The sequence below is a fragment of the Mesorhizobium sp. M0058 genome (assembly GCF_040323095.1).
In the GTDB taxonomy this organism is placed as follows: Bacteria; Pseudomonadota; Alphaproteobacteria; order Rhizobiales; family Rhizobiaceae; genus Mesorhizobium.
Genome location: NZ_JAMYUQ010000007.1, coordinates 271,359 through 291,147, shown reverse-complemented (window position 1 = coordinate 291,147; position 19,789 = coordinate 271,359). Strand labels below are relative to the sequence as shown.

General features: G+C 62.5%; 18 protein-coding genes. 10 read left to right on the top strand and 8 right to left on the bottom strand.

Translation table 11 applies throughout. From position 1 onward, the window contains the following. The first annotated feature begins 63 nt into the window (after positions 1 to 63). On the top strand, positions 64 to 2,130 hold the full coding sequence (locus tag NKJ75_RS14485; protein WP_031203825.1) for a hypothetical protein: 2,067 nt from the start codon (positions 64 to 66) through the stop codon (positions 2,128 to 2,130). Positions 2,131 to 2,158: 28 nt separating this feature from the next. Here NKJ75_RS14485 and NKJ75_RS14480 read toward each other — a convergent pair whose 3' ends face one another. Then, complete coding sequence (locus NKJ75_RS14480; protein WP_023672434.1) at positions 2,159 to 2,347, bottom strand: hypothetical protein; 189 nt, start codon at positions 2,345 to 2,347, stop codon at positions 2,159 to 2,161. 91 nt (positions 2,348 to 2,438) lie between these two features. Further along, complete coding sequence (mntR, locus tag NKJ75_RS14475; RefSeq protein WP_023672433.1) at positions 2,439 to 2,894, bottom strand: manganese-binding transcriptional regulator MntR; 456 nt, start codon at positions 2,892 to 2,894, stop codon at positions 2,439 to 2,441. 257 nt (positions 2,895 to 3,151) lie between these two features. On the opposite strand from mntR, the gene NKJ75_RS14470 reads away from it, so the two are divergent. The 3 genes from NKJ75_RS14470 to NKJ75_RS14460 all read left to right on the top strand — a co-directional run bounded on the left by NKJ75_RS14470 (position 3,152) and on the right by NKJ75_RS14460 (position 6,189). Beyond that, positions 3,152 to 4,510 carry an Nramp family divalent metal transporter gene (locus tag NKJ75_RS14470; RefSeq protein ID WP_023672432.1) on the top strand — a complete coding sequence of 453 codons (1,359 nt, stop codon included), beginning with the start codon at positions 3,152 to 3,154 and terminating at the stop codon, positions 4,508 to 4,510. Positions 4,511 to 4,563: 53 nt separating this feature from the next. Beyond that, positions 4,564 to 5,421 carry a protein-L-isoaspartate O-methyltransferase family protein gene (locus NKJ75_RS14465; protein WP_023833486.1) on the top strand — a complete coding sequence of 286 codons (858 nt, stop codon included), beginning with the start codon at positions 4,564 to 4,566 and terminating at the stop codon, positions 5,419 to 5,421. Positions 5,422 to 5,538: 117 nt separating this feature from the next. Further along, positions 5,539 to 6,189 carry a dihydrofolate reductase family protein gene (locus tag NKJ75_RS14460; RefSeq protein WP_023833487.1) on the top strand — a complete coding sequence of 217 codons (651 nt, stop codon included), beginning with the start codon at positions 5,539 to 5,541 and terminating at the stop codon, positions 6,187 to 6,189. Between the two features lie 63 nt (positions 6,190 to 6,252). Here NKJ75_RS14460 and NKJ75_RS14455 read toward each other — a convergent pair whose 3' ends face one another. Continuing rightward, entirely contained in the window at positions 6,253 to 7,131 is an 879-nt protein-coding gene (locus NKJ75_RS14455; protein WP_032888145.1) for a LysR family transcriptional regulator, read from the bottom strand. An 87-nt stretch (positions 7,132 to 7,218) separates the two neighbouring features. On the opposite strand from NKJ75_RS14455, the gene NKJ75_RS14450 reads away from it, so the two are divergent. Further along, complete coding sequence (locus NKJ75_RS14450) at positions 7,219 to 7,818, top strand: LysE family translocator (RefSeq protein WP_023833488.1); 600 nt, start codon at positions 7,219 to 7,221, stop codon at positions 7,816 to 7,818. A gap of 159 nt (positions 7,819 to 7,977) precedes the next feature. On the opposite strand, the gene NKJ75_RS14445 is transcribed toward NKJ75_RS14450, so the two are convergent. Beyond that, positions 7,978 to 8,772 carry an SDR family NAD(P)-dependent oxidoreductase gene (locus NKJ75_RS14445; protein ID WP_023672427.1) on the bottom strand — a complete coding sequence of 265 codons (795 nt, stop codon included), beginning with the start codon at positions 8,770 to 8,772 and terminating at the stop codon, positions 7,978 to 7,980. 181 nt (positions 8,773 to 8,953) lie between these two features. Between NKJ75_RS14445 and NKJ75_RS14440 the strand changes: the two genes are divergently transcribed. Then, a complete protein-coding gene (locus tag NKJ75_RS14440; RefSeq protein ID WP_023672426.1) occupies positions 8,954 to 9,418 on the top strand; it encodes a MarR family winged helix-turn-helix transcriptional regulator in 465 nt (154 codons plus the stop codon). A 28-nt stretch (positions 9,419 to 9,446) separates the two neighbouring features. Here the strand turns inward: NKJ75_RS14440 and NKJ75_RS14435 are convergent, their stop codons facing one another. After that, entirely contained in the window at positions 9,447 to 10,625 is a 1,179-nt protein-coding gene (locus NKJ75_RS14435) for an MFS transporter (protein ID WP_023833489.1), read from the bottom strand. Between the two features lie 199 nt (positions 10,626 to 10,824). On the opposite strand from NKJ75_RS14435, the gene NKJ75_RS14430 reads away from it, so the two are divergent. After that, positions 10,825 to 11,181, top strand: coding sequence for an ArsR/SmtB family transcription factor (locus NKJ75_RS14430; RefSeq protein ID WP_023672424.1), 357 nt, complete (start codon positions 10,825 to 10,827; stop codon positions 11,179 to 11,181). Between the two features lie 23 nt (positions 11,182 to 11,204). Here NKJ75_RS14430 and NKJ75_RS14425 read toward each other — a convergent pair whose 3' ends face one another. Next, positions 11,205 to 11,675: a nucleoside deaminase gene (locus NKJ75_RS14425; protein ID WP_352499851.1), complete on the bottom strand. Its 471-nt coding sequence runs from the start codon at positions 11,673 to 11,675 to the stop codon at positions 11,205 to 11,207. 176 nt (positions 11,676 to 11,851) lie between these two features. Between NKJ75_RS14425 and NKJ75_RS14420 the strand changes: the two genes are divergently transcribed. From NKJ75_RS14420 to carB, 3 genes are all read left to right on the top strand, one after another. Beyond that, positions 11,852 to 12,628: a metallophosphoesterase family protein gene (locus NKJ75_RS14420; protein WP_352499850.1), complete on the top strand. Its 777-nt coding sequence runs from the start codon at positions 11,852 to 11,854 to the stop codon at positions 12,626 to 12,628. Positions 12,629 to 12,843: 215 nt separating this feature from the next. Beyond that, positions 12,844 to 13,926 carry an SH3 domain-containing protein gene (locus tag NKJ75_RS14415; protein WP_352499849.1) on the top strand — a complete coding sequence of 361 codons (1,083 nt, stop codon included), beginning with the start codon at positions 12,844 to 12,846 and terminating at the stop codon, positions 13,924 to 13,926. A 219-nt stretch (positions 13,927 to 14,145) separates the two neighbouring features. Then, positions 14,146 to 17,649 (top strand): carbamoyl-phosphate synthase large subunit, encoded by a 3,504-nt coding sequence (gene carB, locus NKJ75_RS14410; RefSeq protein ID WP_352499848.1) that lies wholly within the window; start codon positions 14,146 to 14,148, stop codon positions 17,647 to 17,649. Positions 17,650 to 17,683: 34 nt separating this feature from the next. Here the strand turns inward: carB and NKJ75_RS14405 are convergent, their stop codons facing one another. Continuing rightward, a complete protein-coding gene (locus NKJ75_RS14405; protein ID WP_352499847.1) occupies positions 17,684 to 18,457 on the bottom strand; it encodes a hypothetical protein in 774 nt (257 codons plus the stop codon). Continuing rightward, complete coding sequence (locus NKJ75_RS14400; RefSeq protein ID WP_352499846.1) at positions 18,454 to 19,758, bottom strand: AAA family ATPase; 1,305 nt, start codon at positions 19,756 to 19,758, stop codon at positions 18,454 to 18,456. Before NKJ75_RS14400 ends, NKJ75_RS14405 begins: the two co-directional genes overlap by 4 nt. Positions 19,759 to 19,789 lie beyond the last annotated feature (31 nt).

The window sequence follows — 19,789 nt, the reverse complement described above, 5'->3', positions numbered from 1 at the left end:
TTCGCACTCTGGTCGAGGCGGCATGCGCGCTGTAGCATCCGGTTCGAACGGGGGTGTCGGGACTTGCGGACGATCGGTCGATTTCTGCTGCTGGCGGTGGTGCTATGCCTCGGCCCGTTGCCGGCGCGCGCCGTGACGCTCGATTCCAGCGTCGCCGTGACCGATCCCGAGACATTGCAGGCGCTTGAGCGTGGCGGCCTCTCGATCAGCCGCCTGCTCGGCCCGGCGCTGGGTCTCACGCGCGAGGTCGACAATCGCGGCCTGTTTTCGGTGCGCGCGCTGACCCCTGTCCGCAACGCCGTCAAGCAGCAGATCGCCGACGAGCCTGCCAATAGCCCCGATCCCTATGTCGCTGCGCTGGCGAAGTCGAAGGACCCCAGCCAGAAATTCAACCCGAAATACATCGACGATGACGGCTCGACGCTCGACCTGACCGGCGTCGTCAACCGCATGGACCGCGGCTATCTCGGCCACACCGAATGCGGCGAGATCAGGCTGATCTACCGCTTCCACTATTCGGTGGCGGAGAAGCCCACGAAGGGAAAGACAGCGCAACGCATCTCGTCGCGGCTGCCGCTGACCATGAGTCTGGTCTTCAACGCCAGGCCCGGCGAGGCTCGCCCCCGCGCTTCGAGAGACCGTCCAAGCGCCACCGCCGTTTCCTGTGCCGAAATCGCCAAGCGCTGGCTCGCCGCCGGCCAGAAGAACCTTGCGCCCGAGCAACTGGCAGCCTGGCTGCGCTCCGACGAAGGGCCGCTCTCCAACGCCATGCTGAATTCGTCGCAGATCATGCGGCTTGAGCTGAACATGCAGGTTCTCCGGCTGTCGGCCTCGAGCCGCCGCGACTTCGGTGGCCACGCCGAATATCTCCTCAAGATTTTCAAATGGGACCCAACGACGTCCACCTTCCAGGAATCGAAGATGGAGAACCAGATCGACCGGAAAGTGGTTCTGGCCGACCGGCCGGCCTTCGCCAAATGGCTGCTCACCGACCGCAACATCTACGATCTCGACCGCGGCCGGCTGGTCATCGACGACAAATTCCTGGCGACCAGCGCCGTCTCGGTCGCACCCGGCGGCATGGCCAGATCGCAAAACAACATCGCCTATGGGCTGCTCGACGATGCCGACATCGACAAGGCACTGCAGGACTATGTCGCCAAGGGCAACGAGCTGCGCAGCGTGAAATCGGTGGCCGGCTTCAATCTGCGTCTCAACGAAATGACCTGCACCGGCTGCCACCAGACGCACGGCATTGCCGGCTTCCATTACACCGGCGCCGATCCGGCCAGCGAGCCGCGCCGCAACGCCGTCTTCGTCCCCGGCTCGGCGGTGTTCTTCGCCGACCTGCCTCGCCGCCGCGCCATCGTCGAGGACTTCGCCGCCGGCGGCCATCCGGATTTCTCACGCGGCTTCGCCGCCCGTCCGGACGCCAAACTCGCCGAAGCGCTGAAAGGCACTGATCTCTACAATGGCTGGGGCTCGATCTGCTACAGCGGCAAGGATGCCAGCTTCAAGGACTGGAGCTGCGGCGAAAGCCTGCGCTGCGCCGGCGTCCATGAAAGCGACATCCATCCGGGCTTCGGCACCTGCGTCAGCGAGGCGGCCACCGCAGTCGGCGACCCCGTCGAGTTCGGCGAGATTAAGATGTCGAGCTGGGGCAGCGACAAATATTGCCGCCTGTCGCCGGCCACCGCAAAAGCCTGCGCCATCGATCCGGCGCGCGACAAGAAACCGGTAATCAAGCTCGCCGGCTATGGCGCGGCGCGCCAACGCTACGACAACCCCGAGCAGAAGACCGGTGGCTTTCCCGGGGGCATGCTGCGCAAGGCAAGCTGCGACAAGCTTCCCGACGAGGCGACTTGCGGCCGCCTCGCCAAGACCGGTTTCAACGACTGCATCGCGTCGGGCAAGGACCACAAATTCTGCACCAAGGAATTCACCAAGACCGCCGGCCTGCGCGCCTGCGACAAGGCGCATCCCTGCCGCGAGGACTATATCTGCACCGCCGGCTACGACGATCTGGCCGCAGCCAAGCCTGGCAAGGGCTCCTGCATTCCGCCCTATTTCATATTCCAGTTCCGCGTCGACGGCCATCCGCGCAGTTGGGTGCAGGACACCGAGGAATGAGCGGCAGGTTGCCGCTTGCGAACAGAACTCAGATCTTCTGCTTGGTGCCGGCGCTTTTGCCGTCCGAGCTTTTGGAGCGTTCCTCGAAACGCGCGGCGCCCTTTTTCAGCGCATGGCCGGTTTCGACCTCGGTCTTGCGTTCGTCCTTTGCCGCTGCCTGCCTCAAACCCTCGGCCGCCTGCTTGCCCTTCGCGGTCGGTGCCTGTTCGACGCCCATGTTTTCCTCCTTGGCGCGCGACAATCACGCGCAACGTCAGGAGCAACGAGCCTGACGTGCGGAGGTTCCAGTGGTGCGGCCCCGGCACCCCTCAGCGCGGCGCGATCATCGCCTTGCGAAAGGCTTCCAGCGTCTCGGCGCTGACATGATGCTCGATGCCCTCGGCATCGATGCGCGCCGTCTCGGCGCTGACACCGAGCGAACGCAAAAACGCTTCTACCGTCTGGTGGCGGATGCGGCTCTCTTCCGCCACCTTGCGCCCGGCGTCGGTCAGGAACACACCGCGATAGGGTTTTCTGGAAACGAGCCCGTCGGCGCACAGCCTGGTCAGCATCTTGGCCACCGTCGGCTGGGCGACACCGAGCCGCGCAGCAATATCGACCTGACGCGCCTCATTGCCGTCCTCGATCAGGTCGGCGATCAGCTCGACATAATCCTCGACCAGCGCGCCGCGGCGCGCTTCGCGCTGCTGCCGGAACCCTTTCGAATGAATCTCGGCGTCAGGCAGCGGCTCCTCGCGTCCAACCGGTCTGTGCTTCAGCGCCAACACGCGCTCCTTCCTATCTTTTGACAAGAATCGGCTTTGGGCAAAGCAATCGCCCTTTGCCATTCATAGCACGGGCTTAACTGTTCCAGCCGTTTATTTCCATTCCATGGTAGGCGCAACCGGCGTTTGCGATCCCCGGCCGGCCTGCCGGTCGGCGCAACAGGAAGCACATACAATGAAATATAGCCTATTGCATAATGTTGAGCCCTGGCATAGATAGGATGACGTCAACCGATCCACCCAGTGGAAAGCCCTCCATGTCCGAAGCTGACGCTACCTTGGGATCATCCTGGCGATTTGACAGGCCGGAGGACAATCCTCCCAGCCTGCGCGAGGTGAACTCCACGATCGCGGTGCCGCAGTCCGGCGTCTGGTTCCGTCGCCTGTTCGCCTTCATGGGACCGGGCTACATGGTCTCGGTCGGCTATATGGATCCGGGCAACTGGGCCACCGACCTCGCCGGCGGCGCCCAGTTCGGCTACACGCTATTGTTCATCATCATGCTGTCCAACCTGATGGCGATCCTGCTGCAGGCGCTTGCCGCCCGGCTTGGCATCGCCACCGGCCGCGACCTCGCCCAGGCCTGCCGCGCCTATTATCCGCGTCCCGTCAGTTTCGTGCTGTGGATCGCCTGCGAACTCGCCATCATCGCCTGCGACCTCGCCGAGGTGATCGGCACGGCGATCGCGCTGCAGCTTCTGTTCGGCATTCCGCTGATCGGCGGCGCGTTGCTGACGGCGCTCGACGCCTTCATCGTGCTGCTCTTGATGAACAAGGGTTTCCGCTATCTCGAAGCCTTCGTCATCGCGCTTTTGATCATCATCTTCGGCTGTTTCGCCATCCAGATCTTTGCCGCTGCCCCTCCGGTCGGCTCGATCCTGCATTCGATGTTCGTGCCGTCGACGGAGATCGTCACCAATCCGGCGATGCTCTACATCGCCATCGGCATCATCGGCGCCACGGTGATGCCGCACAATCTCTACCTGCACTCCTCGATCGTACAGACACGCGCCTATGAACGGACCGAAAAAGGCAAGCGCGACGCCATTAAATGGGCGACGACGGACTCGACCATCGCGCTCGTCTTGGCGCTGTTCGTCAACGCCTCGATCCTGATCGTCTCGGCGGTGGCCTTCCATGGCACCGGCCATCAGGATGTCGCCGAGATCGGCCAAGCCTTCGAGCTCTTGTCGCCACTGCTCGGCCTCGGCATCGCCTCCATCCTGTTTGCGGTGGCGCTGCTGGCCTCCGGCCTCAACTCGACGGTTACGGCAACGCTTGCCGGCCAGATCGTCATGGAAGGCTTTTTGCGCCTGCGCATTCCGCAATGGGCGCGCCGGCTGCTGACGCGCGGCATCGCCATCGTCCCGGTGGTGGTCGTCACCGCGCTCTATGGCGAAAAGGGCACCGGCCAGTTGCTGGTCTTCAGCCAGGTGGTACTGTCGATGCAGCTGCCCTTCGCAGTCATCCCGCTGGTGCAGTTCGTCTCCGACAAGAAGAAGATGGGCAACCTTGCCATTCCCCGCGGCGTGGCGGTCCTCGCCTGGGTCGTCGCGGCGGTCATCCTGGTGCTCAACTTCAAGCTGCTCTACGACACCGTCTTCGGCGTCGGCTGAGTTTCATTCCCGACCGCGACAAACCGGCCGCTTGCGCTATCTTGATCGCCATCATGACAAGTGTCGAAGACGCCAGGAAATTTTACGTGCAACTGATGGCGGCCAATGCCGGCTCGGCCGACCCGCGCCTCGAAGAGGCGTTTGCCACCGTGCCGCGCGAGGCCTTTCTCGGTCCCGGACCCTGGGCGGTAGTCGCCGGCAGGGCGCTCACCACCGGCAACGGCAAGATCATGACGCCGAGCGCCGATCCTGTTCACATCTATCAGGACGTGCTGGTGGCGCTCGATGCCGACAAGGGCATCAACAATGGCGAACCCTCCCTGCACGCCATGTGGATAGGCAGGATCGCCCCCAGACTGGACGAGGCCGTCACCCATATCGGCGCCGGCACAGGCTACTACACCGCCTTGCTGGCGCGGCTGGTTGCGCCCGGCCCGGTGACCGCCTTCGAAATAGAGGCAGATCTTGCTGCCAGAGCAACAAAGAATCTCGAAACCTACGGCAATGTAGGCGTCGTCCACGGCGATGCCGTCACCGGCGATCTGCCGCCGTCCGACATCATCTATGTCAATGCCGGTGTCGTCGCACCGCCGGCTGCCTGGCTGCGGGCGCTGAAACCCGGTGGCCGCATGATCTTTCCCTGGCGTCCGTCCCAGGGCGTCGGCCTGGCCGTGATGGTAACCCGCAACGACAAGGGCTTTGCCTGCGACCCCTTCATGCGCTCGTGGTTCATCCCCTGCGTCGGCGCCTCGGCGGCCGGTTCGGCGGCCAAAATCCCCGACCTCCAGAAGGCGGCGCGCAGCCGTTCGATCTGGCTGACATCAGACAGGGCGCCGGACCGGACCGCCACCGCCATCATCGGCGACGTCTGGTTTTCGTCGCAGGCGCTTGGCGGCGGGCGACGGCGGTAGGTACCCTTGTCGGCCGGCAGCGTTTTTTTGCCAACGCCTGTCGGGCGGCCGCCGGCCTGTCCGTCCTTAGATCGAAATCCGGCCCTGACGGCGCGGATCCTGGAAAAGGAAAATCCAATGCGAAAGATCATCGCTTCCACCTTCGTCAGCCTCGACGGCGTCATGCAGGCGCCAGGCGGCCCGGAAGAAGACCCGGTTGGCGGCTTCGAATTCGGCGGCTGGACGTTCCACTACTTCGACGAGGTGGCGGGGGTGGCCATAGAGGAATTGTTCTCCAAACCCTTCGCCCTGCTGCTCGGCCGCAGAACCTACGACATCTTCGCCGCTTACTGGCCGTATCAGAAAGATGCCATCGGAGATGCCTTCAACCCTGCGACCAAATATGTGGCGACGCATCGGCCGGATTCGCTCACCTGGGAAAATACGCAATGGCTTGGAGAAGATATCGTCGCGGCGTTGCGCCGCCTCAAGAAGGAAGATGGGCCTGACCTGCTCATCCAGGGTTCGAGCGAGCTGATCCAGACTTTGCTCGCCAACGGGCTGATCGACGAGATCCGGTTGATGATCTTCCCGCTGCTGCTGGGCAAGGGCAAGCGGCTGTTCGATGGTGGTGCGATGCCCGCCGCTTTCAAGCTGGTCAAGTCGCAGGCCACTACCACAGGCGTCATCATGGCGACCTACGAACGCGGGGGTGAGGTCAAGGTCGGGTCGTTCGCTACGCAGAAGCCGTCAGAGGCCGAGCTCGAGCGGCGTAAGAACTGGAAGTAACAGGGACAGGCTTGGCACCTTTCCTCTCCCCCGATCGACGGGGGAGAGGAAATGCAAGTTCTGTCAAGCCGCCACAGCCCGCCGTGCCAACCCACCCCGGATATACCGCGCGAACTCCTGCGCTGCCGGCGCCGTGCCGTACTTCGGCAAATGCAGATTGATGGAAAAATTCGGCAGCGGCGGCAGCCCGGCATCAAAAGCCAGGATGTCAAGATCGGCAGGCACGGTGGAGGCCAGCCAGGCGGTGACGGCAAGGTCGGAGCGCACTGTCGCGGTCGTGGCGTCGATGTTGCCGTTCTCGAACACGGTGCGCCATTCCAGCCCGTGCTCGTTCAGCGCCGACAGCACCACCGGGCGGAAGGCGCAGGTGTCGGCGACGATCGACACCGGCAGCGGCCGCTTGGCGCGGGCGACGCCGCCCTTGGCCCCCACCCAGACCAGCCGGTCAATGGCCAGGCACTCACCGGCGGACGGGCCGACCGGTTCCTCGATGACGGCAAGGTCGATGGTGCCGGCTGCAAGAGCCGCGGCAAGATCCGGCGAGGCGGCGCAGAGTAGGGATATCTCGATCTTCGGATAGGTCTCGGCATAGGCTTTCAGCACCGGCGCCAGCAAGGTGCCGACAAGGTCATAGGGAACACCGAGCCGTACCTGGCCGGCGACCTCGGTGCCCGCCATCTCGGCCCAGATCTCGTCATTGAGGCCAAGCAACCGTTTGCCCTTGCCGAACAGCCGCTCGCCGGGCCGCGTCAGCCGCAAGCCACGCCGGTCGCGCTCGAACAGGCTGCAGCCGAGCGCTTCTTCCAGCCTTTTGATCTGCTGGCTGACGGCGCCTTGCGTCAGATGCAGCGCGTTCGCCGCCGCCGTCATGCTGGCCTTGTCGGCGACAGTGACGAAGGTGCGGATCAGCGCTGTGTCGAGGTTACGGATCATGGTTGGCATTATACCTACTAATGCCAACCATCGCAAACATTGCATTTACTGAAGTATGCAGAAGTCTACCGTAGGGCCTTCGATGGAGGACGCCTCATGTTGCAGCCCATCTTTCCGCTCATCCTGTTTGCCTTCGTGGCCACCGTCACGCCGGGAATCGCCACCACCCTGTCGACTGCTTCAGGTGCGCAGTTCGGCTTTCGCCGTTCCGTTCCCCTATTGATCGGCAGCGCTGCCGGCCTCGCCACCGTGACCGCTGCTGCCGCCGCCGGGCTCGCCGGTCTGCTGCTGGCCATGCCGTCGCTGCAACTGGCGATGAAAATCATCGGCTCGCTCTATCTCATCTGGCTGGCAATCAAGATCGGCCGCGCCGGGCCGCCTGATCTCGATGTGGCGATGGCAAAACCCAACAGCTTCTTCGGCGGCGCCGGCATTCAATGGATGAACCCGAAGGGCTGGGCGATGGGACTGGGTGCGGCGGCCTCGTTCGCAGCCCTTGCCGACGGTCCGGGACAACTCGCGCTGCTGCTCGGCTCGACCTTCGGCTTCACTGCAGCCGTCTCGCTGTCGATCTGGTGCGTGGCGGGCATGGTGCTGGCACGGCTGCTCAAGACCGAATGGCAATGGCGCGCGCTCAACATCGTGCTGGCGCTGGTGCTGGCTGCGTCGATCATACCGATGTGGCGGGGAGCGTAAACGCAGAGGTCGGCGCCAGTACCGCACCCGGACCTGCGGTCCGACCTCCCCACAAAGGGGAGGTAGGGGAGCGCGCACTTTACCCTCCCCCTTGTGGGGAGGGCCGCGAACGAAGTGAGCGGGGTGGGGGTCCTGGTTCGCGAAGCGAACCAGCTACTCTCAAGCAGCATAGCGGGCAGCAGGCTTGTCGGCGTGCAGGCTGCCGTAGAAGACTTGCCTTGCGCCGAGGAAGGTGTCGAGCTTGGTCGCATCGGCAAGTGCCGGCACGGTGACGGCTTCGCCCCTGGATAGGCCCACAAGCGCGGCATCGACCATATCGTCGGCGGACATGATGATCTCCTTCGGCAGATTGTCGATGTCGCCGCCGGCAAGCTCCCAGAAATCGGTGCGGGTCGCGCCCGGCAGCACCGCCTGCACCTTCACATTGGTGCCGGCGACTTCGCGGTGCAGGGCCTCGGTGAAGTTGACGACATAGGCCTTGGTGCCGCTGTAGATGCCGCCGAACGAGGTATCATAGGCGAGCACAGAGGCGATGTTGACGATGGCGCCGCGGTTGCGCGCAAGAAGCCCCGGCAGAACGGCGCGGGTCAGGCGGGTCAAGGCGATGACGTTGACCTTGATCATGCGCTCGGCCTCGTCGGCGTCGGCCGTTGCCACCACGGCCTGGCCACCAATGCCGGCATTGTTGACCAGCAGCGTGACGCTGTCGTCGGCTGCGATCGCTTGCTCGACGCGGCGCACATCATTGTCCTCGGCAAGATCGGCTGATATCACGCTGACCTTGCGCTTGTAAGCATATCGCAGCTTTTCAGCCAGTTCCTGCAGCCGGTCGGCGCGCCGCGCCACCAGCACCAGATCGTAGCCCTGCCCGGCCAGCCGGTCGGCATAGACAGCACCTATGCCGGCCGATGCGCCGGTGACGACTGCGGTACCCTTGTTGTCCTGTCCACTCATTGTCCTGTTCCTTTTTTCTGCCCGGCGAGACAGGTCGATGAACCCTCGTCCCGCCCTGATCTCCAATTAGTGGCATATACCACTTTCCGGGAAGTAGGCATATACCACCATCTTGTCAACGGAGGCAGCAGAAACTATTTCTGCGGCAGGCCGGCAGCGGTTTTGCCGGCAAGGAGTCGTGATGAGCAAGACCGCGCTGCCGGGATTTAGCCTTTGCAACAACGCCACGCTGCGGCGGGCCGCGCGCAAGCTCGGCCGCTTCTATGACGATGTAATCTCGCCTTCGGGTCTGAAGGGCACGCAGTACGGCCTGCTCTACCAGATCCATGTCAGCAACGAGCCGGCGATGGGCACGATAGCCGAAGCGATGGTCATGGATCTCTCGGCGCTCGGCCACACGCTGAAGCCGCTGATCCGCGACGGCTATGTCGACACCTTCGCTGACAAGGACGATCGCCGCGTCAAGCGGGTGCGGCTGACCGACCAAGGCCTGGCCAAGCTCGAGGAGACGACGAAATTGTGGACCATTGCCCAGCAGCGCTTCGAGGCGCTGGTCGGCCCGCAACGAGCGGCAGATCTGCGCGCTATGCTGGATGAAGTCGCGGCGCTGGACTACGACGTGCCCGCGGCCGCCCCTTCAAGCTGAAAGAGCGGCCGCCAGTCACTGCAAAGGTCTATTCCGCCGGCATGGCGACCGGCCGGGCCGCCCAGCGGCCGGCCAGCACCACGCCAAGCCCGATCAGCGGGAAGATGGCGGCGACTAGGCCGAGATCGGCCGGCACGCCGTAGCGCAGCACGGCGCCGCCGACCACAGCACCCAGCGCCACGCCGAGATAGAGGGCCGAAGCGTTGAGCGACAGCACGATCGGGGCGGCGTCGGGCGCCAGCTTGATGATGCGGCTGGCCTGCGCCGGCGGAAATGCCCAGCCGACCATGCCCCACGGCACCATCATGGCCATCAATGCCGGCCCGGCGAGATGCTGCGGCAGGAAGGTCGGGATGACCGAGAGCATCACCAGCATGACGGCGCTCAGCGCCAGAGACCAGCCGACGGTGCGCGTCGCACCAAAACGGTCGGCCGCCTGGCCGCCGGCTATGTTGCCGATGACGGCGCCGACACCGAAGGCGAGCAGCATGCCGGGGAGCGCAATCGGGCTGAGGCCGCCGCTCTGGATGGCCAGCGGCGCGATATAGGAAAACACCGAGAAGGCGCCGATCAGGGCAAGAGCGGTGGTCAGCAGGATCGGCATGACGCCGGGGCGCAGCGCCGCAGCCAGCCGCCGACTGAGCGGCAGCTTGGTACCGACAATGCCGCGCGGCAGCCGGTACCACAGGATGGCGCCGACCAGCGCGCCGAGCCCGGCAATGGCAAAGAAGGTCCCGCGCCAGCCGGCTATCGTGGCAACCAGCGCGCCGAGCGGTGCACCGAGCGCAACCGCCACCGTGGTTCCGCCGACGACGACGGCAATGGCCCGCGCCCGGTGGTGGTCATCGACCAGCGCCACCGCCGTGCCTTGAGCGGTAGCGGCAAACAGGCCTGACGACAGCGCCATGATGATGCGGGCAATGAGCAGCAGCTCGAAGGACGAGCTCAGCGCCGCCACCACATTGCCGATGACGAAGAACGCCAGCGTCCACAAGATGACGCGGCGCCGGTCCCATTCGCCGGTCAGCGTTGCCAGGATCGGCGTGCCGATGGCGTAAGCCAGCGCGAAGGCGGTGATCAGCGTGCCGGCGAGCGGAATGGAAATGCGGGCGTCGGTGGCGATGTCAGGCAGCAGGCTGGAGATGACGAAGCCTTCGGTCGAGATCGTGAACGATCCGAGCGCAAGCCAAAAGAGGCGCTTGTCCATAGGGCGTGTCCTTAGTTCAAAAGTTATTGAACAATTGGACATAACAGGGCGTGATGTCAATGAAGCCAGACGAAAATAGCTGAAGCCTGCTGACAGCCCTGTGTCAGGACAGCCATTGGGCCAATCGCGAAGCGGACTGTGCATGCCCGCGAAACATGGACGCGTTGAAATCGCCACCGACTGTGCTTAGTTTCGGGCCATGACTTTGCCGCACCCCAATACAGACCAGATCAGCCTGCCGGTCGTGCTCGGCGTGCTTGGCGACCCGACCCGACTCGCCATCGTGCGCTATCTCGCCAGCAAGGAAGGCGTGCCGCTGAACTGCAGCCGGTTCCTCGACCTCGGCTCCAAGACCAATCTCAGCTATCACCTGGCCAAACTGCGCGAGGCCGGCGTCACCCGCGCCGAAGTGGCCGGCACCAACCGGATGATCACGCTGCGCCGCGCCGACCTCGACGCCCGCTTCCCCGGCCTGCTCGACAGCGTGATTGCGGCGGCCGGAGATGACCCGGCTCTACCCATCGTCGGCGGCCACGACATCGAAATTCCGGCGTAGCTGGTGCCGAAGTCAGGCCGCTCCTAGCGCTGCCAAAAACCGATATGCGGGGCGAGGAGTTCCTCGTCCATCTCGGGGAAAGGGCCGTGGACCTCGACCGGCTTCTGCCCGGAGCCGAGGACTGTGCGCGACGAGAGGTTCATCGTCGGGTTCTCTGCGTGATTGCCGGTCAGCGCGAGAAGCTTGGTTTCCTCGAAGCCGTAGACCAGCCGGCCGATATTGGCCCAGTAGAGCGTTCCCGTGCACATCGCACAGGGCTCGCCGGTTGTGACCAGCGTGCAGGACCAGAGGAATTCCTGCGCATAGGCGTCCGCGGCACGCCGGGAGAGCTCGGTTTCGGCGTGGCGCACGGTGTTGATGTTGCCTTGCCGCATCAGGATGCGATCGTCGGGGCCGACGAGCACGCAGCCGAAAGGATGGTGCCCGTGCGCGGCAGTCTCGCGCGCGACATCATTGGCGGCGCGGAGGTGGGCAACCATCTGGTCGCGGGTCATCGCCTGTCTTCCCCCGGATGAACTTCGGAATGGCGTGGACGCTAGCAGATGGAGTGCTTCCGCGATAGCCAGCTCCCGGCTGTCTCGAACGGCCTCAAGGGCTTGATAATGAAGGCAGCGGCTTGATAGGAAGCCGGGCCGCAAGCCTCAACGGGCTGCACCAAGGGAGCCCTCGCATGCGCATTGCCGTTCTCGCCGATATCCATGGCAATGTGCTGGCGCTAGATGCCGTCCTCGCCGATCTCGAGAGACGCGGCGGCGCCGATCTCACCGTCAACCTGGGCGATTGCGTCTCCGGCCCACTGTGGCCGCGCGAGACGTTCGAGCGGCTCGAAGCGCTCGACCTGCCGACGGTGCGCGGCAACCATGACCGCCGCGTCGCGGTCGATCCGGCCGACGATATGATGTGGGCTTCAGACCGCTATGCGCAGGAACGGCTGACATCAGCGCAGCGCGAGGCGCTGTTCGCCCTGCCTTTCACGCTGGAGATTATTCCCGGCGTGGTCGCGTTCCATGCGCGGCCCGACCATGACGAGAAATACCTGCTCGACGCGATCGTCGATGGCCAACTGGTGCGCGCGCCGCTTGCCGCTATTCAGCGGCGGTTGCAGGCGCTGGACCCGGCCTGCCGCGTCGTGCTGTGCGGCCACAGCCACCGCGCGGAACTGGTCCGTATCCCCGGCGGCCCCTTGCTCTTCAATCCCGGCAGCGTCGGCGCCCCCGCCTATGAAGATGACATGTCCCCGGCGCATGTTTCGGAGCAAGGCAGCCCGCATGCGCGCTACGGCATCCTCACCTTGGATGGCGATGGTCCAGACCGTTTCGAGACCATCGCCGTCGACTACGACCACGAAGCGGCGGCGAGACAGGCCGCACAGGCGGGCCGACCGGAATGGGCGCATGCGCTGAGGACCGGCTTCATGCCCAAACCCTCTTGGCAAGGCTCCGCTTGACCGCACGGCTGCGCCCTGCCTCGGCCTCGCGGCACCAAACATCGGACGCATTTTCAGACTTACATGGCCGCATATCGTCCATTATAAAACCGCCTTGGCATACGGCAGGATTGCTGCCGCAAGGGTAATCGGCGCACGGCCAAATGATGAGGCGCACAATCCGAACCATTTTGCATCGACTGACTGGCGCTCCGCTCCTGCGGGCCCCGTTGCTCATGGGGCTGTTGCTCATGGGCCTGTTGCTGGTGAGCATGCCGGCGAATGCCGAGGACGCGCCTGCCGACATCGTTTCCATAGTGACCGAGCTCGGCCCAGGCGATCTCCTCAACATCCGCGCCACGCCGTCGCCGGTCGGCAGAACCCAGGCGCGCCTGCCGATCGGCTCGAGCGTCAGGAATTTCGGCTGCAGCGAAGTGGACGGCCACCGCTGGTGCAAGGTCGAGGAGATCGACAATCCACTGGTCAAAGGCTGGGCGCCCGCGCGCTATCTTATCCCCGACAACCCGACCGTGGTCGAAGTTGACGCCGCGCCGCCCCAAGTGACCGCCAGCGCTGAAGCCGGCGGCCCGGCGCTCGCGCCCGACATGCCGACGCAGCCGGCCGACGTGGCCGCAGCGCCCCCGACAACTGCACCCGCCGCCTCTGCCGCTCCGGCTGCACCCACTCAGGCTCCACCCACCCCGGCTGCACCCGCGCCGGCCCCACTCGACCTGACGGAGCGCCTTGGCGGCACGGATCCAGGCGCACCGAAATCCGCCGCCGAGATCGGCAGGACCGCCATGCAGGATGCTTATGGCCTCGCCTTCGCAGCCAATGAAAGCCCGACGACGGGCGAGATCGCTGCCACGGAGGCTCCGGCGACGGAGACCACAGGGAAGCCGGTACAGGATTCCGCCGCGAATGCGGAAGTCGCACCAGATGCGACGTCCGCGCCGAGGGTACCATCCCCGACGCCACGGCCGGACCAGGCCAAAGCTGCGACCGCTACGCAAACCGTTGCACGGCTGGAACCCCCGCCCGCCCTCGGCGCCACCGCCGAGATCCCCTGCGCGCGCTATGTCGGTCAGCCGATGACCCGCTGCGCCGTCAACATCGTCCACAATGGCGCCGACAAGGCAGACATCACCGTGACCTGGCCCGATGGCGGCACGCGCGCCATCTCCTTCTCTGCCGGCATGCCGGCCAACTCGGATTCGCCCAGCGAGTTCCGCTTCACAAGGGAAGGCAGCCTCAACATGATCCGGATCGGCGCTGCCGAGCGGTTTGAGATTACGGATCAGCTCGCGCTGGGGGATTAGGTGTTAAGCAGTAGGGTAGGCAATAGACGGCTTAACCTCGCTCCTGCCTGATCCCTGCTGCCTGATCCCTACTGCATAGCCTCATTTTCGGGGTTACATCTCCCAAAACTCTTCCCTATAAGGCCCTCCTAGCCTGATACCAGAATCGCAAGCACAACCGGCCGGGTCTTCCCGTCCCGGTTTTTCGTGCAAGCCGCTCGCCGAACGGAACTCACAACGATGCCAAGACGCACCGACATCAAGTCGATCCTGATCATCGGGGCCGGCCCCATCGTCATCGGCCAGGCCTGTGAGTTCGATTATTCCGGCACACAGGCCTGCAAGGCGCTGAAGGAAGAGGGCTTTCGCGTCATCCTGGTCAATTCCAACCCGGCCACCATAATGACCGACCCGGAACTGGCCGACGCCACCTATATCGAGCCGATCACGCCTGAAGTCGTCGCCAAGATCATCGCCAAGGAGCGGCCCGACGCGCTGCTGCCGACCATGGGCGGCCAGACCGCGCTCAATACCGCTCTGTCGCTGCGCCGCATGGGCGTGCTCGAGCGCTACAATGTCGAGATGATCGGCGCCGACGCCACGGCAATCGACAAGGCTGAGGACCGGGCGCTGTTTCGCGAGGCGATGAAGAAGATCGGCCTGGAAACGCCGAAGTCGATGCTGGCCAATGCCACCGACGTCAAGAACGCCGACCGCAAGACCCATGAGGCCGAGCGCGCCGCCGTCAAGGCCGAGGCGCCTGCCGACCTCGATGCCGCGCTCGACGCGCTGGAAACCCGCTGGAACCTCGGCGAAGGCGACCGCAAGCAGCGCTACATCAGCCATGGCATGGCGATCGCCGCGCAGGCGCTCGACCATGTCGGCCTGCCCGCCATCATCCGCCCGTCCTTCACCATGGGCGGCACCGGCGGCGGCATCGCCTACAACCGCGCCGAATTCTACGACATTGTCCAGTCCGGCCTCGACGCCTCGCCGACCACCGAAGTGCTGATCGAGGAGAGCGTGCTCGGCTGGAAGGAGTATGAGATGGAGGTCGTCCGCGACAAGGCGGACAATTGCATCATCGTCTGCTCGATCGAGAACATCGACCCGATGGGCGTGCACACCGGCGATTCCATCACCGTCGCCCCTGCCCTGACGCTGACCGACAAGGAATACCAGATGATGCGCAACGCCTCGATCGCGGTGCTGCGCGAGATCGGCGTCGAGACCGGCGGCTCTAATGTGCAGTTCGCCGTCAATCCGGCCGATGGCCGCCTCGTCGTCATCGAGATGAACCCGCGCGTCTCGCGCAGTTCCGCCTTGGCTTCGAAGGCGACCGGCTTCCCCATCGCCAAGATCGCGGCCAAGCTTGCCGTCGGCTACACGCTGGACGAGCTGGAGAACGACATCACCGGCGGCGCCACGCCTGCTTCGTTCGAGCCGTCGATCGATTACGTCGTCACCAAAATCCCGCGCTTTGCCTTCGAGAAATTCCCCGGCGCCGAGCCGGTGCTGACCACCGCCATGAAGTCGGTCGGCGAAGTCATGGCCATCGGCCGCACCTTCCAGGAATCGCTGCAGAAGGCTTTGCGTGGACTGGAAACCGGCCTTACCGGCCTCGACGAAATCGAGATCCCCGGCCTCGGCCACGGTGCCGTAGCTGCCAACCACGCCGACGACCGCAACGCCATCCGCGCAGCGCTCGGCACGCCGACGCCCGACCGGCTGCGCATGGTGGCGCAGGCGATCCGCATGGGCACCTCGCTGGAAGACGTGCACGCAATGTGCAAGATCGACCCGTGGTTCCTCGAACAGATCGCCGGCATCGTTGCCATGGAAGCCCGCATCCGCGAGCACGGCATTCCGCAAGACGCCGTCAATCTGCGCATGCTGAAGGCGATGGGCTTCTCCGATGCCCGCCTCGCGTCGCTGACGAAGACCGACGCCGAAGTGATTCAAAAGATTCGCGAAAAGTTCGACGTTCATCCGGTTTATAAGCGCATCGACACCTGCGCCGCCGAGTTCGCCTCGCCCACCGCCTATATGTACTCGACCTATGAAGTGCCCTTCGCCGGCGCGCTCGCCAACGAGGCGCATGTGTCGTCGCGCAAGAAGGTCGTCATCCTTGGCGGCGGTCCGAACCGCATCGGCCAGGGCATCGAGTTCGACTATTGCTGCTGCCACGCCGCCTTCGCATTGCGCGACGCCGGCTATGAAGCAATCATGATCAACTGCAACCCGGAGACGGTTTCGACCGACTACGACACCTCCGACCGGCTGTACTTCGAACCGCTGACGGCGGAGGACGTGCTGGAGATCCTGCGCGCCGAACAGGCCTCGGGCGAACTGGTCGGCGTCATCGTCCAGTTCGGCGGCCAGACGCCGCTGAAGCTGGCCGATGCGCTGGAGAAGGCCGGCATTCCGATCCTCGGCACGTCACCCGACATGATCGATCTCGCCGAAGACCGCGACCGCTTCCAGAAGCTGCTTCACAAGCTCAACCTCAGCCAGCCGAAGAACGGCATCGCCTATTCGGTCGAGCAGGCGCGCCTGGTCGCCGGCGAGCTCGGCTTCCCGCTGGTGGTGCGCCCCTCTTATGTGCTCGGCGGCCGCGCCATGCAGATCATCCATGACGAAGGCATGCTGCAGAGCTACCTGCTCGACACCGTGCCCGGCCTGGTGCCGGAGGACATCAAGCAGAAATACCCCAACGACAAGACCGGCCAGATCAACACGCTGTTGGGCAAGAACCCGCTGCTGTTCGACACCTATCTCTCGGGCGCCATCGAGGTCGATGTCGACTGCCTGTGCGACGGCACGTCGACCTTCGTCTCAGGCATTCTGGAGCACATCGAGGAGGCCGGCATCCATTCGGGCGACAGTGCCTGCTCGCTCCCCGTTCACTCGCTGCCTTCCGAACTGGTCGACGAGCTGGAGCGCCAGACGGCGGCGCTTGCCCGCGCGCTCAACGTCGGCGGCCTGATGAACGTGCAGTATGCGATCAAGGACGGCACGGTCTATGTGCTGGAGGTCAACCCGCGGGCGTCACGCACCGTGCCCTTCGTTGCCAAGACCATCGGCCGTCCGATTGCGAAAATTGCCGCCCGCATCATGGCCGGCGAGAAACTGGAAGACGCCTTCGCCCATTACGGCGCCATGCCCGATCCGCGCAATCCCGGCCACATCGCGGTCAAGGAAGCCGTCTTCCCCTTCGCCCGCTTCCCCGGCGTCGACATCCTGCTCGGCCCGGAAATGCGCTCGACCGGCGAGGTCATGGGCCTCGACCGCGACTTCGCGCTGGCCTTCGCCAAGAGCCAGCTCGGCGCCGGCGTCGACCTGCCGCGCTCCGGCACGCTGTTCGTCTCGGTGCGCGACGAGGACAAGGCCGGCATCCTGCCGGCGGTCAAGCGCCTCGCCGGCCAGGGGTTCAAGGTGCTCGCCACATCCGGCACCGCCCGCTTCCTCGCCGAAAACGGCGTCGACGCCCAGAAGATCAACAAGGTCCTGGAAGGCCGCCCCCACATCGAAGACGCCATCCGCAACCGCCAGGTCCAGATCGTCTTCAATACCACGGACGGCCAGAAGGCGGTGTCGGACTCGAAATCGCTGCGCCGCGCCACGCTGATGCAGAAGGTGCCGTATTACACGACGCTGTCGGGCGCCGCGGCGGTGGCCGAGGCGATTGCGGCGCTGAAGGCGGGGAGCCTGGAGGTCAGGCCGCTGCAGGAGTATTTTGCTTGAGAGCATTTACGATCGCTAGGCCTAGGTTTTAGACTTACGAAGTCCCCATGAGCACCTCTACCGTCTCTTTCACTGTTTTTCCAATTCGTGCCATGTCCGGAATGTAGTCAAAAAGTTTCTGCACGTACCCCGATACAGCCGATTCTGACTTGCCTTCCTTCTTAACCTCTTCCGCCAATTTATCGAAAACGTCGCCTGCTTCTTGGGATCCAGAAGCTTCCACACATTCTGCTACCGATCCTAGCAGCTCTGCCGACTCTTGAGAGACGTGACTATTGAGGTGATGAACGCTATCCTTCAAGCGTGATCCAATAATGATGTTCGTCCCGTGGCCGGATTTAATTTCATACTTTGTCACGGTCTCAACCCTTTCTTTGGCTTTTTCCCTTGGTTCATTCGCCAACACGACATCCTTTTTTGCCCACTCCCGGTCTAAATATTGGACCCCTCCGTTCGCATCTGCGCTCGGATAGTCATCGAAAGACCAGATAATCATCTTTCTTGGTTTTGGAGCACGGAGCGCGGCTTCAACAAAAATTTCCCTCTCGCTCTGCGCAGTGACGTTAACGGTTACCAGTTCTACATTTCTATTTTGATTGGCCGCCAGCTGTTTAAGCCAGACACTCATGTGCTTAGCCCTTTTCTCTTTGCAAATATCGACGTAAATTCGCAAAATTTTCCTTTGCGCTCTATCGACTGCAATGCGTTTGTCATTGTCCTTCACAAATTCGAACAAGACATTTAGGGCATAATATTCATCAGTGCAGCAAGCTCGAACAAATTCTCCACAAATAGTATAGACACTCATTTTCGTGCACCCAAATAGGCAAGAGTATCCTCTAAGTCTGTTTCCAGAAATCCAATTGGCCACTCGAAGGACCCATCCTCTGGAATATATATACCTTTTATTGAAGCATCCGCTCCAACCTTCTCAACGTTGTGGATAGCTATGTCCGCGTTGCTAATGACTCCCTGAGCAACCCGCGCGCGAATTCTATTCAAAAGATACTCGCTGTGAGTTTCAATAATAACGCAGCGCCTCCCTTCCTTTCTTCTGATATTTGCTATGTCTATAAATAAATCCGCAAGCTGAGCCTGCATTTTCGGATGCAAATGTATCTCTGGTTGCTCAATCAAAATTGTTTTCCCAAATGGCGAAAGAAAACCTTCCACTAAAATAGGAAGAATCTGCGATATTCCGAATCCAACATCAGTAATGTCTAAATCAAAGGGATTCTCGGCGCTTCTAACCGAAAGACGATAAATTATCTCTTGGAATTGCGCTACGCTTACATTGACGCCGAACTGGATTAGCCATTTGTTAACTTGTTTACGCAACTCCTCATTCTCACGCAACGCTTCGATCATCAACTCACCTTCAGACGAGCCTGGCTGTGCTATATCCAGAAAGTAGAATCTCTTCGGATGCGCACGCAAAGGACCAATGTGAGATATGGAGTTCGGAGAGAATTGAGAATTAAACCCAGATAACGCCTTGTCGAGTATCATCTCGACAAATGTCTGGAAGAGGTAAGCCTTGCCTTTGCTCTCGCCAAAAAAATGGAAAACCGATTTTCCAGAATTGATCGATGAATCGATAGCAGACCTTATATATTTTGGTATGTTCTTTTCAGAAAAATCAGAACTCATACTTGGCTCAGTGGCATCGCTAAAATCAAAGGCGAGAACCCTTAGCTTTTCATTGAAAAGCTCGAATTTTTGAATTCCGAGAACAGACTCGACAGCGCCCTCCTTGTAACCCAAATGGAACACGAGACTAAAAGAGGGAGATCGTATATCTTGGAGCTTACTCACAAAGCTCTTACTCAATTCAAAATCGGTTGCAGTTAGACCACCTCCAGATATGAGCGAGCGAGATATGAATCTTGGAACGTCGATTTTATCCAGATTGACAGTAGAGATGAATTTTATGATAGCAGATATGACGTCTGCAGAAATTCTCTCGCCGGATCGCGACCTGTGCCGCATTTCCATACCACGTCTAATACTTGCAGAAAGTTCAGATGGTACGATTTTGCTATCTGAACGTAATATATAATATGAATATTGAAGCAACTCCTCCTCTATATCCCTGAGCCTTTCCTGCATTTGCTGCTTGAGGAAACCTAGCAAGGCATGG

What these genes read in the sequence shown, in the direction of transcription:
- NKJ75_RS14480 (WP_023672434.1), bottom strand. Translation starts at nt 2,347, where the DNA reads ATGGGCGTCGAACAGGCACCGACCGCGAAGGGCAAGCAGGCGGCCGAG.
- NKJ75_RS14470 (WP_023672432.1), top strand. Translation starts at nt 3,152, where the DNA reads ATGTCCGAAGCTGACGCTACCTTGGGATCATCCTGGCGATTTGACAGG.
- NKJ75_RS14465 (WP_023833486.1), top strand. Translation starts at nt 4,564, where the DNA reads ATGACAAGTGTCGAAGACGCCAGGAAATTTTACGTGCAACTGATGGCG.
- NKJ75_RS14460 (WP_023833487.1), top strand. Translation starts at nt 5,539, where the DNA reads ATGCGAAAGATCATCGCTTCCACCTTCGTCAGCCTCGACGGCGTCATG.
- NKJ75_RS14455 (WP_032888145.1), bottom strand. Translation starts at nt 7,131, where the DNA reads ATGCCAACCATGATCCGTAACCTCGACACAGCGCTGATCCGCACCTTC.
- NKJ75_RS14450 (WP_023833488.1), top strand. Translation starts at nt 7,219, where the DNA reads ATGTTGCAGCCCATCTTTCCGCTCATCCTGTTTGCCTTCGTGGCCACC.
- NKJ75_RS14445 (WP_023672427.1), bottom strand. Translation starts at nt 8,772, where the DNA reads ATGAGTGGACAGGACAACAAGGGTACCGCAGTCGTCACCGGCGCATCG.
- NKJ75_RS14440 (WP_023672426.1), top strand. Translation starts at nt 8,954, where the DNA reads ATGAGCAAGACCGCGCTGCCGGGATTTAGCCTTTGCAACAACGCCACG.
- NKJ75_RS14435 (WP_023833489.1), bottom strand. Translation starts at nt 10,625, where the DNA reads ATGGACAAGCGCCTCTTTTGGCTTGCGCTCGGATCGTTCACGATCTCG.
- NKJ75_RS14430 (WP_023672424.1), top strand. Translation starts at nt 10,825, where the DNA reads ATGACTTTGCCGCACCCCAATACAGACCAGATCAGCCTGCCGGTCGTG.
- NKJ75_RS14425 (WP_352499851.1), bottom strand. Translation starts at nt 11,675, where the DNA reads ATGACCCGCGACCAGATGGTTGCCCACCTCCGCGCCGCCAATGATGTC.
- NKJ75_RS14420 (WP_352499850.1), top strand. Translation starts at nt 11,852, where the DNA reads ATGCGCATTGCCGTTCTCGCCGATATCCATGGCAATGTGCTGGCGCTA.
- NKJ75_RS14415 (WP_352499849.1), top strand. Translation starts at nt 12,844, where the DNA reads ATGGGGCTGTTGCTCATGGGCCTGTTGCTGGTGAGCATGCCGGCGAAT.
- carB (WP_352499848.1), top strand. Translation starts at nt 14,146, where the DNA reads ATGCCAAGACGCACCGACATCAAGTCGATCCTGATCATCGGGGCCGGC.
- NKJ75_RS14405 (WP_352499847.1), bottom strand. Translation starts at nt 18,457, where the DNA reads ATGAGTGTCTATACTATTTGTGGAGAATTTGTTCGAGCTTGCTGCACT.
- NKJ75_RS14400 (WP_352499846.1), bottom strand. Translation starts at nt 19,758, where the DNA reads ATGCAGGAAAGGCTCAGGGATATAGAGGAGGAGTTGCTTCAATATTCA.